General features: G+C 35.8%; 21 protein-coding genes and 1 pseudogene. 1 reads left to right on the top strand and 21 read right to left on the bottom strand.

Annotated elements, in window-relative coordinates; genetic code table 11:
* The first annotated feature begins 179 nt into the window (after positions 1-179).
* Entirely contained in the window at positions 180-761 is a 582-nt protein-coding gene (locus tag KB559_RS07990) for a hypothetical protein (protein WP_211021198.1), read from the top strand.
* A 128-nt stretch (positions 762-889) separates the two neighbouring features.
* Here KB559_RS07990 and KB559_RS07985 read toward each other — a convergent pair whose 3' ends face one another.
* From KB559_RS07985 to KB559_RS07890, 21 genes and pseudogenes are all read right to left on the bottom strand, one after another.
* Positions 890-1,414: an NUDIX domain-containing protein gene (locus tag KB559_RS07985; RefSeq protein WP_211021197.1), complete on the bottom strand. Its 525-nt coding sequence runs from the start codon at positions 1,412-1,414 to the stop codon at positions 890-892.
* Complete coding sequence (locus KB559_RS07980) at positions 1,389-2,024, bottom strand: histidine phosphatase family protein (protein WP_211021196.1); 636 nt, start codon at positions 2,022-2,024, stop codon at positions 1,389-1,391. The genes KB559_RS07985 and KB559_RS07980 overlap by 26 nt, the downstream gene beginning before the upstream one ends.
* A gap of 24 nt (positions 2,025-2,048) precedes the next feature.
* Positions 2,049-2,651 carry a DUF5071 domain-containing protein gene (locus tag KB559_RS07975; RefSeq protein ID WP_211021195.1) on the bottom strand — a complete coding sequence of 201 codons (603 nt, stop codon included), beginning with the start codon at positions 2,649-2,651 and terminating at the stop codon, positions 2,049-2,051.
* Positions 2,644-2,844, bottom strand: a complete 201-nt coding sequence (locus KB559_RS07970; RefSeq protein WP_211021194.1) for a S26 family signal peptidase — start codon at positions 2,842-2,844, stop codon at positions 2,644-2,646. The genes KB559_RS07975 and KB559_RS07970 overlap by 8 nt, the downstream gene beginning before the upstream one ends.
* A 37-nt stretch (positions 2,845-2,881) precedes the next feature.
* On the bottom strand, positions 2,882-3,409 hold the full coding sequence (locus KB559_RS07965; protein WP_211021193.1) for a shikimate kinase: 528 nt from the start codon (positions 3,407-3,409) through the stop codon (positions 2,882-2,884).
* A 97-nt stretch (positions 3,410-3,506) separates the two neighbouring features.
* Entirely contained in the window at positions 3,507-3,875 is a 369-nt protein-coding gene (locus KB559_RS07960) for an HIT family protein (RefSeq protein WP_481856437.1), read from the bottom strand.
* Positions 3,876-4,052: 177 nt separating this feature from the next.
* The gene (locus KB559_RS07955; protein WP_211021191.1) at positions 4,053-4,523 is read right to left on the bottom strand and encodes a DinB family protein; all 471 of its coding nucleotides are present in this window, start codon (positions 4,521-4,523) and stop codon (positions 4,053-4,055) included.
* An 89-nt stretch (positions 4,524-4,612) separates the two neighbouring features.
* Positions 4,613-5,038: a DUF6678 family protein gene (locus KB559_RS07950; protein ID WP_211021190.1), complete on the bottom strand. Its 426-nt coding sequence runs from the start codon at positions 5,036-5,038 to the stop codon at positions 4,613-4,615.
* 54 nt (positions 5,039-5,092) lie between these two features.
* A complete protein-coding gene (locus KB559_RS07945) occupies positions 5,093-5,479 on the bottom strand; it encodes a hypothetical protein (protein ID WP_211021189.1) in 387 nt (128 codons plus the stop codon).
* A 30-nt stretch (positions 5,480-5,509) separates the two neighbouring features.
* On the bottom strand, positions 5,510-5,962 hold the full coding sequence (locus KB559_RS07940) for a hypothetical protein (RefSeq protein ID WP_211021188.1): 453 nt from the start codon (positions 5,960-5,962) through the stop codon (positions 5,510-5,512).
* Between the two features lie 38 nt (positions 5,963-6,000).
* Entirely contained in the window at positions 6,001-6,501 is a 501-nt protein-coding gene (locus KB559_RS07935; RefSeq protein ID WP_348772901.1) for a GNAT family N-acetyltransferase, read from the bottom strand.
* Between the two features lie 29 nt (positions 6,502-6,530).
* Entirely contained in the window at positions 6,531-7,001 is a 471-nt protein-coding gene (locus tag KB559_RS07930) for a hypothetical protein (RefSeq protein ID WP_211021187.1), read from the bottom strand.
* Positions 7,002-7,078: 77 nt separating this feature from the next.
* A complete protein-coding gene (locus tag KB559_RS07925) occupies positions 7,079-7,354 on the bottom strand; it encodes a hypothetical protein (RefSeq protein ID WP_211021186.1) in 276 nt (91 codons plus the stop codon).
* Between the two features lie 135 nt (positions 7,355-7,489).
* On the bottom strand, positions 7,490-8,101 hold the full coding sequence (locus KB559_RS25565) for a CPBP family glutamic-type intramembrane protease (RefSeq protein ID WP_481856447.1): 612 nt from the start codon (positions 8,099-8,101) through the stop codon (positions 7,490-7,492).
* 229 nt (positions 8,102-8,330) lie between these two features.
* Entirely contained in the window at positions 8,331-8,639 is a 309-nt protein-coding gene (locus KB559_RS07915) for a hypothetical protein (protein WP_211021184.1), read from the bottom strand.
* 65 nt (positions 8,640-8,704) lie between these two features.
* Positions 8,705-9,289, bottom strand: a complete 585-nt coding sequence (locus KB559_RS07910; RefSeq protein ID WP_211021183.1) for a hypothetical protein — start codon at positions 9,287-9,289, stop codon at positions 8,705-8,707.
* Positions 9,290-9,357: 68 nt separating this feature from the next.
* On the bottom strand, positions 9,358-9,981 hold the full coding sequence (locus KB559_RS07905) for an HD domain-containing protein (protein WP_211021182.1): 624 nt from the start codon (positions 9,979-9,981) through the stop codon (positions 9,358-9,360).
* 49 nt (positions 9,982-10,030) lie between these two features.
* Positions 10,031-10,339: pseudogene (locus KB559_RS25105) on the bottom strand (helicase); the annotation flags it as partial.
* A 16-nt stretch (positions 10,340-10,355) separates the two neighbouring features.
* Positions 10,356-11,189, bottom strand: a complete 834-nt coding sequence (locus KB559_RS07900; protein WP_211021181.1) for a P-loop NTPase family protein — start codon at positions 11,187-11,189, stop codon at positions 10,356-10,358.
* Between the two features lie 203 nt (positions 11,190-11,392).
* Positions 11,393-11,944 carry a hypothetical protein gene (locus KB559_RS07895; RefSeq protein ID WP_211021180.1) on the bottom strand — a complete coding sequence of 184 codons (552 nt, stop codon included), beginning with the start codon at positions 11,942-11,944 and terminating at the stop codon, positions 11,393-11,395.
* Between the two features lie 189 nt (positions 11,945-12,133).
* Positions 12,134-12,730 carry a chloramphenicol phosphotransferase CPT family protein gene (locus tag KB559_RS07890; protein WP_211021179.1) on the bottom strand — a complete coding sequence of 199 codons (597 nt, stop codon included), beginning with the start codon at positions 12,728-12,730 and terminating at the stop codon, positions 12,134-12,136.
* Positions 12,731-12,893 lie beyond the last annotated feature (163 nt).

Raw genomic sequence — 12,893 nt, 5'->3', positions numbered from 1 at the left:
ATGTTTAACTAACCCAAAAATAGAGCGTAATAACAACGGATCCCCCCTCTTCCCCCTTTCATGCCAAAAAACCCGAACCTTAAGTACGAGCCGGACTGGAAGCCTTTAGTTCTATTAATTTCTTACCATTCATTTGTTATAATAAACAAGCTGTCAAGATTAATACACCAGGAGGACTTATGAAACGATTTTCTTTGCTGCAAACTGTTTTACTCTTATTTCTTGCTTCTGCCTTATTGCAAGGTTGTACTTCTCCGGCCGAATCTGCCGGAACGGGAATCAAGTCCGAGTCGGCCGCACCCACTAACACTGAACAAACCATTAATGAGCCAGCCCAAGCTACAACCGAAACGAATGAAGATCATGAATCCAGCAATTCCGAAGCCATCACCACCGGGAATGCAAATGAGGCTGAGGAAGCAGCCGATGCCGGAAATGCTCTGACAGCTATGCTGAAGAACGAAGAAGCCGTCTATCTGACATCGGAGAAGGAAGACCATACTCAGTTTTCAAAGCTGGTCTTAAAGACAAACGGCGAGTTCATCTTTCTGGATCGCTTGCCGAAAGGATCGAGCAAATATCTAGGAACCTATTCCATATCGGGCAATCAAATTACGCTCCAGGTGGATCGAATTCCTACGCCGTTGGCCAAGGAATTATCCGAAATTGTATTCACCATTTCAAGCGCGAATCAAATCACTTTAGAGACGGATGCCAATCAGGCCAAGAACGGCCAAGTCTATACATCTGTTAAAGAATAATTCCTTCCACAAAAGTTCATCGAATAAGGGGGATAACTTTCCCCCTTGTTCATCAACGCCGCAATTCTAGCCTTCTCCAACACCCCGGGGACACTCATGGTTAGATGATTTTTCCGTCCTTCTTCTAGTTATCCCTCGAAATCCTTAAGTATTTTCTTAGCCTTAGCCAAAAATATATAATCCCTCTTCCGAATGAAGTTTCCCATATAATCAAATGGCTTATCGGCTTGAACTAGAGCTATTGCTTCTTCAAGTGATACCCATTTCAAAACAAAACCATTAGCTTTTTCGTCATCAGTTAATAATTGGTGATCCAGTAATGTCTTGACCTTAGCTAGATAGCAATACGATAGTTGAATTAATTCGAACTTATCACGATATTCAATTATTGTCCCTACTTCGGAGACTATGTCTATCTCTGCTCCAACCTCCTCGACAACTTCACGAATCAGGGCATTGGCCATTTCTTCGCCCTCTTCGATTCCACCGCCAGGTAGCTTATGATAGTTATGCTTCGATACAAACAAAATAGCAATCTGATTGTTCCGGTTAATTACTACAGCTCTGGATGCTCTTCTGACACAATACTTGACATTGGATGAAGAACTTTCAAAACCAAAATCTTTGTCAGATATCTCGGATAGAAGTTCCATGACCTACCTCCATGGATTCCAGATGTTCGGTATAGGCAAATTGTTCGATTGAAAAGCTCTTATTAACATATCTCAATTTCGTTATTGAACATTCCGGAATCAGCTTACTTTGTTCAATAATAAATTGGGGATGATATTGATTAAGAACATTCTCTTGGAACGTATTTGCCAAGTAATCAGTAATTAAACCTCCATGCGTTACAATTAAAATACGAGATTCTGAAGTATGCCCTTCTGCGAGTTCATATAGTAAAGAGGACATTCTTTCACATGCTCGCCTAGCGGAATCCCCCACAGGTGGGACAAAGTCGGGATCTTTAGTACATCTATCCCACATCTCTACAAACTCTTGGAAGGTTTGATCAGGCAAGTCTCCCCAATTAGCTCTTTCACGTAATCGATTATCAATTCTTACGGATAAATCATGCATTCTTGCTGTGTATTCAGCTGTTTCCTGAGCTCGCCTTAGCGGACTTGAGAATATTGAAGATAAAGGAATACTTTTAAAGTATTTAGCAATTAATTGAGCTTGCTTAACCCCTTCTTTAGTTATGGGAACATCACCAATGGTTTTTTCTTTTATTGCATGTCTTACAAGATAGATCTCCATATTTGGTTACACCACTTTTTCGTATTAATTATCAAGCTTCATTAATATATCTTGAACTGATTTTAAAAATCGATGGAGCGCTTCATATTTATCTTTAATATGCAATTTCTTGCTGTTCTTTTTAACATATTCTACAATTTGACTCACATCTGTTAGAAGGATCTCTATTCTTATATTCTCTAATTCTATAAATTCGTCTATTAATTCAGGTTGAAAATTTCCTATTTCACCCTTTATATAGGCTTCCTTGTTTTCTAATAACTCTCTAGTATATTGATGACTTATTAAATTGTTATTTAAAAGTATTTCGATAGATAATAAATCTGTTTCTACAAAAATATCTAAATTTTCCGCAAGAACTATCAAATCCTCCTCTAGGAATATAACTATTTCATTAGGCCACGAACTAACTAACTCCGATAGAACCCAATAGATCCACATTTCGTCGTTTGTGGTAAGCACATTCTTTACAAATGGATATACTTCCCTAGCCCGTGGTTTTAGAAAATCAACAATTCTATCTGCGTTTGGCCAATTCATATCTTGGATACCTTCTAACAATTCCGGTATGTATTCGCTATAGTTTTTTAACCTTATAATCTGTTCTAATCTTTCATCTTCAATCATAATTGCTCCTATTCGTGTGAAAAATCTTTACTACCTTACCTATAATTTGGGTGTCAGGGATCGGCCCAAGAAATCTACTATCAATACTGTTTCCTGTATTATCCCCTACAACATAATATTCATTATCTTTTATTATTAATTTTGAGTCTGGTAATCCTAAATCATTTGTTTCTTTAAATAATTTGTCATTCACAAAGATCCCTTTAAAAATACAAATAATAATATGAATTTCATAAGGAGGCTCTCCCCTCCCTGGGTAACTCAAGTTTTCTTGCTTCGATAATTTCACTAACACATTGTTCTATATCCTTATTAGCTAAATCAATAGTAATATCACTATGCTTAATATATAAAGGAGCTCTTTCCTCATAAACGTCTTGAAGACTATTTCCTTCCTTTATTACAATTCCTCTGTTTGATATGTTTGTTAGTCTCTTATTAATTTCCTCAAATGGAACATGTAAATATATAATCTGTCCATTCTGTTTAAGTGAGTTCATGGCTTGCTCAGAATAAACCACACTTCCCCCTGTCGAAATAATGCTGTTAACAACTTGCAGACGCGATACCATCGCTTCTTCAATCTCAAGGAACTTCTCGATACCATCGCTATCTATGATTTCTTGCAACAGTCTACCTTCATGTTCTTGGATTAAAATATCGGTGTCCACGTAACCCATACCTAAGGCTTTCGCAAGCAACACTCCTAAGGTGCTTTTTCCAGCCCCAGACATACCTACAAGAACTAAGTTTTTCATTAAGCACCTCACTATTTCTATAAACTTTGGTTCTCACGGATCGAGCAGCCGTCGTGGCTGAGATGTGTAAATACAGTGTTGGCTGGAGTTATTGACTTCATGAGTTGCTGTTTAATTCCTTAAGCAATAAGAGTTTTATCTCTTTTAATGATCTTTCTGTCTTGAACTCCTCTTTTGGCTCGGACCAACTGAATCCATCACCAATAAATCTTGGGATTGCATGCATGTGATAATGTTGTAAGTCATTGAAAGTTCCGCCATTCTGACAAAATGTAATTCCATCCGGATTAAATGTCTTTTTTAATAAAATAGACATCTTTGCCGATGCGTTCATTATGGCACTTAACGTTAATTCGTCTATTTCTTCAACATCCAAGTAATGCTTTCTAGGCAAAATCAATATATGGCCATCATTGAACGGTGCAATATCTAAAATACAAACTACAAAATCGTTCTCATAAATCACATTAACTTCCGGTTCAATTTGATTTACGATTCGGCATCCGAGACAATCCATCATTATTCATCCGTTCTATTTTTTATCAGAGTATTTTCAGCTAACGGTTTGTATTCCCAGTATCTCAGTTTACCAGGCTCTTCTAACTATTAATGATTCGATCTGAGATTTATGGTGATGATTATGCTAAATAAATCTTTGCAGTGCAGCGTCCAAGTTAATTATTCCTAACGCTTGAGTTCTGAGTGTCCTGGAGAAGTGATGTGAATCTAACTTGTAGAGTAATATGTAAAAACGTTTATGGAGAGATTCTAGGAGTATTAAAGAGGTTTCAATATCGGTTTCAACATAATCATGAAGTTCACCCCAAAAATCTTCTCGATAGGATGAAGCCATGGGTTCTATTTCAGTTAATGCCCTTTTAAATCTTAAATAAGCGTTCATATCATTATCGGCCATATGGTGGATAATTTGCTGGATTGACCAACCACCATCCCGATATGGCGTTTGGAGTTGTTCGGGTGTTAAGCGAACTATCAGTGCTCGAAGCCTAGGAACAATTAATAAAATTTGATTAATAAGCTTAATCCTGTCCTCTTCAAAGAAAATGGGAGTCGGCTCAAATTGACCAATAGGGTATCTTGTTTCATCAATCATCTATGAATAACCTTCTTTCAAATGTATAAAGCGACCCAACCCTAGATAGCTCTTATCTTTGGCTGGGTCGTTTGTTGTCTAAGCATCTTCTAATCTTTGATTATTTTGTCTGTTTCGGAAGTATATCCATAAATATAGATCGATTCATTGTCACAATAATATGGGATTGAATACTCTTTGAGTATCCCTTTAAACTCTTCAGTAATATCAATAATCTCAGGTGATATCAATCTCCCTGTATTTACAATCCGTCTCGGTCTAACCCTGATCCATTCAATATTATAAAAAGGCATCAGTCCTTCAATCCAATCTCCCAAATACCACACATCATCTTCAAACTCACTTGGAGATGGAGATTCTACCAATACATACTTTGCTTGAAAAGGGGGTGGAAATGGCAAGGTATTAAGAACAGCGGTTTGTAACTCTCTCCACTTCGTATTATTCATTATTGAGGCTAATTGCCTTTCTGAGACAGTATTCATAACTTTTTCTTTGTAGCGATCACGTTCCACTCATATAACCACCTTCTAGGAACAAAAGTGTTCTTATCTTTCTTAATCTTTTACCTAATACACATACTCGGACCCAAGCCCCCAAAACCTATAATCATATTTATCCGGATTTAGAATTAAATCCTTTGAACGTTTTATCCAATCTTTTAGCTCTTCTGATTTTGCTATTACTTCTATGCTGTTTAATAACTCAATCAAATCATTATACTCTTCGTTTTTCCTTGACCTTACAAAATCTCCTGTAAACACATATAGGCAACTAAGGAAAAATGATATATGTTTGCATTCTTCGTCATCAACAAATGAACAAATCATAGGTATGTTTTCAAAAGAATTCACAGCTAACTCCCAATCTTGTTCGGGAATTAAAGCATCACTATATGCCCATATTCTAATTTCTTCTGCGGTAGGGTTCCAGGCATGATCAGAATCTTTAAACAAAATGCCCCAGCTCCTTGTTAATGTCTGTCCTCAATCCCAATAATTAAATATGACTTCTCCGATTGTTTCTGGTTTCCAATATTTGATCATTTCTTGTTCATGTCTTCCTAGTGTTCTAGTGTCTTCTCTTGTTAGTGCTTGATTTAATAATTTTGTCTCCAGCACTTTATAGCTCTCCCTTAATATTGTCTTTACTTGTTCAGGTGCATCCATAAAGACTATACCGCTGTAGTCAACAACTGAAGCAAATGCCACAAAGGGAAAAATTGAGTGTAAGAGAATATGAAATACTCTAGTCCTCATTTCTATTTGGTAGGTATAGAAATTTCTATTGTTTATCAGAAGCTCTGTTTTTATTAGCTTTCCATTTTCACACCTAATTGCATGGTATAAATAAGCTTCAAAATCCTTGATTTCTTGTTTGCTCAATTCTTCTTCTAAAAAGCCAGTCACACCCGGCTTCATAACCTCATTACTCTTCATTGGATCACCCACCAGGTATAATTATGGTACCTCTACTTTCAAACAGTTTCTCTCAATGTAAAATACATTAAATTTTCCTTTAGTCCACTCTCCTGCTTAAATCCCATTTTCTTCAAAAGTCTTTGCGATTGGAAATTTTCAACTTCTGTTGTCGCCTCAATATAATCTAGCTTCATTAAATCGAATCCGATTCGGATAATCTTCAACAATGCTTCCTGCATCAATCCCTTTCCCCAGTTATTCGGGGACAAATCAAAACCTATTTCAGCTTTTGACTCTTGACTCATTGTAAACCAGCAATGAAAGCCGCATGTCCCGATAAGTTCGTTATTTTCTTTTTTAAACAGGCCATATCTACATCCTGAATCTTGTATATGGAATGCAATAATCTCTTCTGCCTCTCGTAGATCTTTACATACCTCAATATCCATAAATTTCGTAACTTCTGGATACGAAAAATGTTTGAAAACCGCTTCAGCATCATCTAAGGTTAGTTCTCTAATTAATAATCTTTCGGTTTCAATATTCGGGTAATTCACTATATTACCGCCTTTTGGTATCTGATTTATTATCTCTTGGATAAGTAATACTCATGCTGCGCTTTGAATAGTCTTATAACTTCATCAACTTCTGATAAAGAGATCCCATATATACTAATTAACTCTGTTCCACATCTAAAATACTTTCGTCCATCCGCATATGTGTACTCGTAACCCTCTAATTTATCCTTACATCTCCCACAGTTGTAACAACCCGTATATCTGAAGTTAAATTCTTCAACAGTTTTTCTTATACATTCATGAAAAAAATCAGAGTAATCACTGGAAGCGAAAAACTTCATTTTTAATATTGGTTTCCCCTTCTCAATTGAGAACTTAAGAACGTTTTTCGGGGTCTTAGAATTGGTGAATACATAATTCACATCTTTGGTTTTCGCCCTTTTAGATTTATATCCCAGTTCCTCCAATTGATCAGCTATTTCGTTAAATAGGTGTCGCTCATCTCCACTTGTGTAATTATAAAATTCCTCAAGTCCCATACAAATCACGACCTTACTCGTTTTATTAATTGCTGGGATTATACGATCAACATATTTCACATGTCATTTAAGGCAATCTATGCATAGTATCCGCCTTTAGATAAATATTCTTTGTGTACTTTAAAGTGTCTATATATTTTAGTGAATGCTTTTATAGCCTTCCATTGGCTCTGTTTATCATTTAATAATACTACTATTTCAGACATCGAGGTGTCTCCCGGAAATTCTCCTGATATAAATCTATATAAATCTGTTTCAAATTCTCCGTTCAAATCCCCTAGGCAATCACCGAAACGATATCTTGCAATAGTGTTTTCAATTTCAATCAACTCAAATTCAACACAAATAGCCATTTGAAAAACCTCTTCTCTCTATGAATTATCTACAAAATTGCCTCCAAATCAGTTAATGACTCTATTACAATCACGAAACAACCCAGCCCTAGATAGCTCTAATCTTAGGCTGGGTCGTTTGTTGTCCGAGCATCATTAAAATGATAAAACAAACAGCAATGTCATCAAAGTAATAATACCATTTAACAGATTATGGGCAATCATGCACCCTACTATGCTTTTTGTTTTTAAAAACAAATACCCAAAACATAAACCCGACGCTAAACAGGTTAGTTGTTGGAGAATGTCAAAATGAGTTATTTTAAATGGAAATAAACTGAAATTAATATGCGCTATCATAAATATGAATGTAGAGGCAGATATAACTACGATCGAGAATCTTTTACTATTGGAAAAATACTTTCCCCACAAACTCAACATTAGAGTTATTACTAATGATCTAAACATGATTTCTTCACTTGTTCCTGATAAAAGTACCTCAAATAAATAATAGCCAATGTAATTTCTGAAGTTGAGCGGGAATGTGAAGCCGGGAGAAACCCCATGCTCTATTATTAGATAAATGCCAATAACGGCCTGGATTAGGATCCATACACCCAGGAATACAGAAACAAATACAATTGAATACCTTAGTTTATTTAAATTAAATCCAAAATCCTTAAAACGTATATTCAACAACTTGGAGATAATGATAATAGCCAACAACGTTATTATTGCCTGCAATATATGGTGAGTGACTAGTATCATGAATACATTATCTGGATCTATTTCTTTAAAAAAAGGATAAAATCTCTTCGCAATATCAAACGAGAACAAACTAATAAATTGAATATATGCTGCTAAACAAATGAATGTTAAGCTAGCTTTTATTAGCCTTATCACTAAAGGGGCCCCTCATTTCAGATAACGAGTATAGGTTGGTTTCTTTCTTCAAAACAATAGTACTTCCCACCAAAATTAATTTCAGTTACCTCTATTACACAAATCCATCCTCAGGCTCTCCAACCTCAAAACCTAATAATTTTGTAGCTTCTGATTTAAACTTATTGATCCATGAATTCCAATCGCTATTATTCATCTGTCCTTGAAAAGATAATCCACTTGGTTCAACTGATGCCGCAATAAAAATTTCATCATCTCCCTGACCAAACCAATACGGGTTTCCGTTTGTATAACCTATCCACCCAGGCATCCTCTCATATAGAAGCGAAACTTTATTCCATTCTTCATCAGGTAGATAATACCATATATTTAAATTACAATTCTGTGATCTTGCTTTACTCATGTGTTTGATCTCCGATCCCCTTGGTTTGCCCGAATGAGTGAATATGTTGTTATGGGGGCAACGCACTATTTCTTTTTCCAAATATTCAAATACAGATTTGTAATTGTAAGCTCTACTTTACCTTTATCCCTTAATGCTTCTACTGGATTAATATTAAATGAGAAGTCATCTCCCGATTTATAGTTCAATCCTGCAACCCCAGAAACAGTTCCATCGTATTGATTATTTTTATATTTGGCTATCAACTTTGCAGTCAATAATGTACTAAACGACCGATCATTATTTGGTATATGATGCACACCGGAAATCAATGTTGCTCCATCCGTTGAGTAGTCACCAAATGATCTAAACCCAATGTTTATACCTTCTGCACTAACACCACTCTTATTTATCTCTTCCACTATGATCTTATGTCTTCCATCATTAGATAGCTCTTTGCCAATATTGCTTTGAATATCCGCAAGGTCAATTTGGATAGTATAGCTACCATCAAGAACATAACCTGCCTCATCACTATACTTTTCTGTGTTGTTTGCGATAGCGGATATCCCCTTACTCCACAGTTCCAGTAGGCCAGTTCGCCATGTTATAACTAAAGACAATAGAATTATTAAGAATACCAATAACAATATCATTTTACTTTTCTTCATCTTCAATCTCCTGAAAATATGTGCTTGATTTAAGTTAATTCCTATAATTCATTGACGCCCTCGAACCACTACACTAAATGTACTTTGTCTTTCAATTCTTCATATGCATCCCTTAACCAAGGATGAATTACTTTCAAAGTATCTCTCTTTTCCCATAAAAAATTGATGTATGCAAATGCCCCATGTGTTAATGATATTTGTAAATTTCTATTAAGATCCTCTAAATAGGGCGGTGTCCCCTTTTGATCCCAGGATATCTTATCAGCAACAAAGAGCACCTTATCAAGCAAGGAAGAGTTTGATCTCAAAGTAGTATGGCAACCGACCGCATCCAATACATCCTGATCAGTAATATCAAATATTTCTTTTGCCATTACTCTCGAAATCTTCTGATGAATAATCATTGGGAATACTGTTTCTTCTGATAACACCTCTATTTCCAATTGTCTTGCTACATCCAATCTCACGTTATTTGGAAATACAGCACTAATATCATGCAACCAACCACCGAGTTCAGCTTTCGTCGGATTGGCATTAAACATCAGTGCAATTCTTCTACATTCGGTGCCAACATCTATACAGTGAGTTGCTGTATCTAAACAATTATTCACCTCTAAAAACGACTTAATATCTGTCTTTAAATCACCAGTAAATGCGATAGAAGCAGTTATTGGTTTGAAAATCTCATGCATCCTTGAGTCCTCCTCCCCATTACTATCCTGCAAATGATAAGTATCTAATTTAGGAATGTTTTATTGGTTTGACAAAAATAAAATGATCATAAGGATTCCAGACGTGCAGATCATCAGCGCAGTATCCCCGCAGCCATAAAGTATCGCTAATTCGTCTAAGATAAAAGCCTTTGGGAAAATCGTCGTCTTTGGTTAGTATCTCCGATGCTATAGTAATAGATCTGGATGGAGCTTGATGTCCTTGTAAAGAATCCCCCGAATAACCTTCAGGCTGATCCAGATATTGCAGTCTTAAGTGAGGGCCTAGCTCAAGCGGACATAATTCCAAACCGAGTTCAGTTGCTCTTTTAAAAATCTGATCCGCTATATGGAGTTCATGACAACGTCGTGTTCTCCAACGAAAGTGTGGTTCTAATTACATCAAGCATCTTTTTCCAATCCCTATCACTATTATTCAAAATATACGTATTAAACGGTAAGTACTTAACTGCTTCTAGTTCGATACCTTTGCGTTTTATGTAGTATTCTATCGTTTTACTGCTTGCCCATTTGGGTTTTGAACGAATAGCAGCTGTATGTTCCAGCGATTCTTTTACACTATCTTGAGTAAGATAAAATAAAACAGGATTTAAAGGAGAAATTAATACTGCTAATTCCCCTAAGTATTCGATGATTTCGTTTTCAGTTATCTCAGGATACAATCGATGGATATCATGAATTTGATGTTGGAATAGGACACTCTCGAAAATGGTTACTGTATCCGTATTAGCCATACTGGCAGCATATCGTTCGAAGCGTTTATAAAATACTCTTTTAAAAATCTTAAAAGGGACTACCGGCTTATCCGAATAACAAAATTCCTTCGATTTCAAATACTCAATTAATTCATCGTTCCATGGTTTCGGCGCAGGTTCTTTATAAGGAATTAATACATAATCAAGTTCAATAATAGAATTGACTTTAATCCATTCTGCTTGTTGTGGGAATTTAAATAAGAGATCATTGTATTCATATTGAGTAAGATAAGCAAAAAAGGGCAAATCAATTGGATGTTCACTGCCTTCAATATAAAGTTTTGCAGGTACACCGTCTTCTAAAAGGTGATTAAATAGTTGCTGAGATGTAGTTGTTTTTCCAGACCCCGGAATTCCTTCGAAAAGAATTAATTTAGTATTGTTCAATGCCCCCACCCTTATCCCTGTATTCACGAAAACGACCCAGTCCTAAATAACTCTTATCTTAGGCTGGGTCGTTTGTTGTCTGAGCTTCTTCCACGATTATACATCTGATAACTAAGGGGCGGTAGCCCCACAGCATGAGGTTGTTATAAGAAATTGCTGGCTTGTAGGAGATACTCTCACCTACTAGATCTGCTTCATAGCTTTACCCGCAAAAAAATAATAAATCTATACTAACCAAACCAGAAAATAACTCTCACATCTTCAGGTTCTCCTAATTTAGATAATTTGGGAATTGTCTCATTTATGAAACCTGAACATGTATCCAAAATATTTCTGTGTTCTTGAAATTGATCACAAAAATAGATTTCATTCCAATTAAAAGTAACTAACTCATTCAAAAATAGCCAACTGTGGTCATAAAAATCTTCTTTATTCTCGAATGCAATCTCTCTCAATTCAGGAGAAATATCAACCGGGAGACCTCTTGGCAAAGAAATAAATTTTAGATTATGATCATTCCTTGTATTCGATAAAATACTAAATAAATCATAGTTTCTATCCTCACTATAAAATTCAGTAGGATCGCTGGGTTTCAATCTAGAAGTTTTGTACCCTGGATAAAGGTAGTAATCCGGGTTAACGGTCCACTTATCAACACTTAGCCAAATAGAAGTACTAACTAAATCCTCTTTACTCTTATTAATTTTCCTCCAAGTACCATCCAACTGTTCATATTCTTTATAGTATCTTTTCTCTACAAAAAACCAAATGTCTGTACCCATAGAGTCTCCTTATATTGTTTTTCCATACTTTATTTAATATGTGGATTTCTTATAGGTTGTGTTCACTAATGACCCAGCCCTTAATAGCTCTTACCTTAGGCTAGGTCATATTACGGCTGAGCTTCTTCCACTATTATACATTTACACACCTAACAACCACGGGACGATAGCCCCTAACGGATTCGCCTTCTAAGAAACACTAATTTCCCTTTTACTTAATTTCTTAAAAACCGAGTAATCCTTATCGGACTGAATAAAACTTAATATCTTTTTGGCGCATTCTATTGGACTCAACTCTTCCGTGTTTACTTCAAGGTCATATTCATTAAAGCAATATACTTTGTCAAACTGAGAATTTGCTAGTCCAATCTGCCGATCGCCTCTTATTTGCTCTCTTCTCATGAGTTCTTCTTTTGAGCACATTACACCTATGAATAATGTAGGCTGGTCAAAAAATGCATCAAGACACTGATTAAAACTCTTATCATTATCGATTACCGTATCTGCGATTACATTCAAACCCATTTCGGAAAACAATTTAATCGTCGAGTAGAACATTGAGGCGATGGGATCAAAAATGATTTGCGCGACAGCTTGATCATCTACTTCTCTTGTAGGTTTAAGGTCCGGAAATTTTTTATCAACAAATTCATTAAAATTATTAAAAAAATCATCTATAGATAGGTGATGAAAAAGAATCTCTTTCTGATTTACCAGTTCATTAGAAATACTAGTCTTTCCTGAACTTGAAGTTCCATTCAATAACACAATGATTCCTTGCTGCAAGCAAATCACCCTCACATATTAGATTTGCGTATCTGATTATGTACCTAATCCCAATCCATATAAAATTCAACTTTTAGATTGCTGCACTTACACTCCGGACAATTCAACCTATTGATCTCAGTTTCATTTTCCAATGGCTTTGAGGGCATTTTGTCCCTACAAC

Source organism: Paenibacillus sp. Marseille-P2973 (assembly GCF_018101095.1).
GTDB lineage: Bacteria > Bacillota > Bacilli > Paenibacillales > Paenibacillaceae > Fontibacillus > Fontibacillus vini.
Note: the sequence above shows the minus strand (reverse complement) of the source record. Positions and strands in the feature narration are given on the sequence as shown.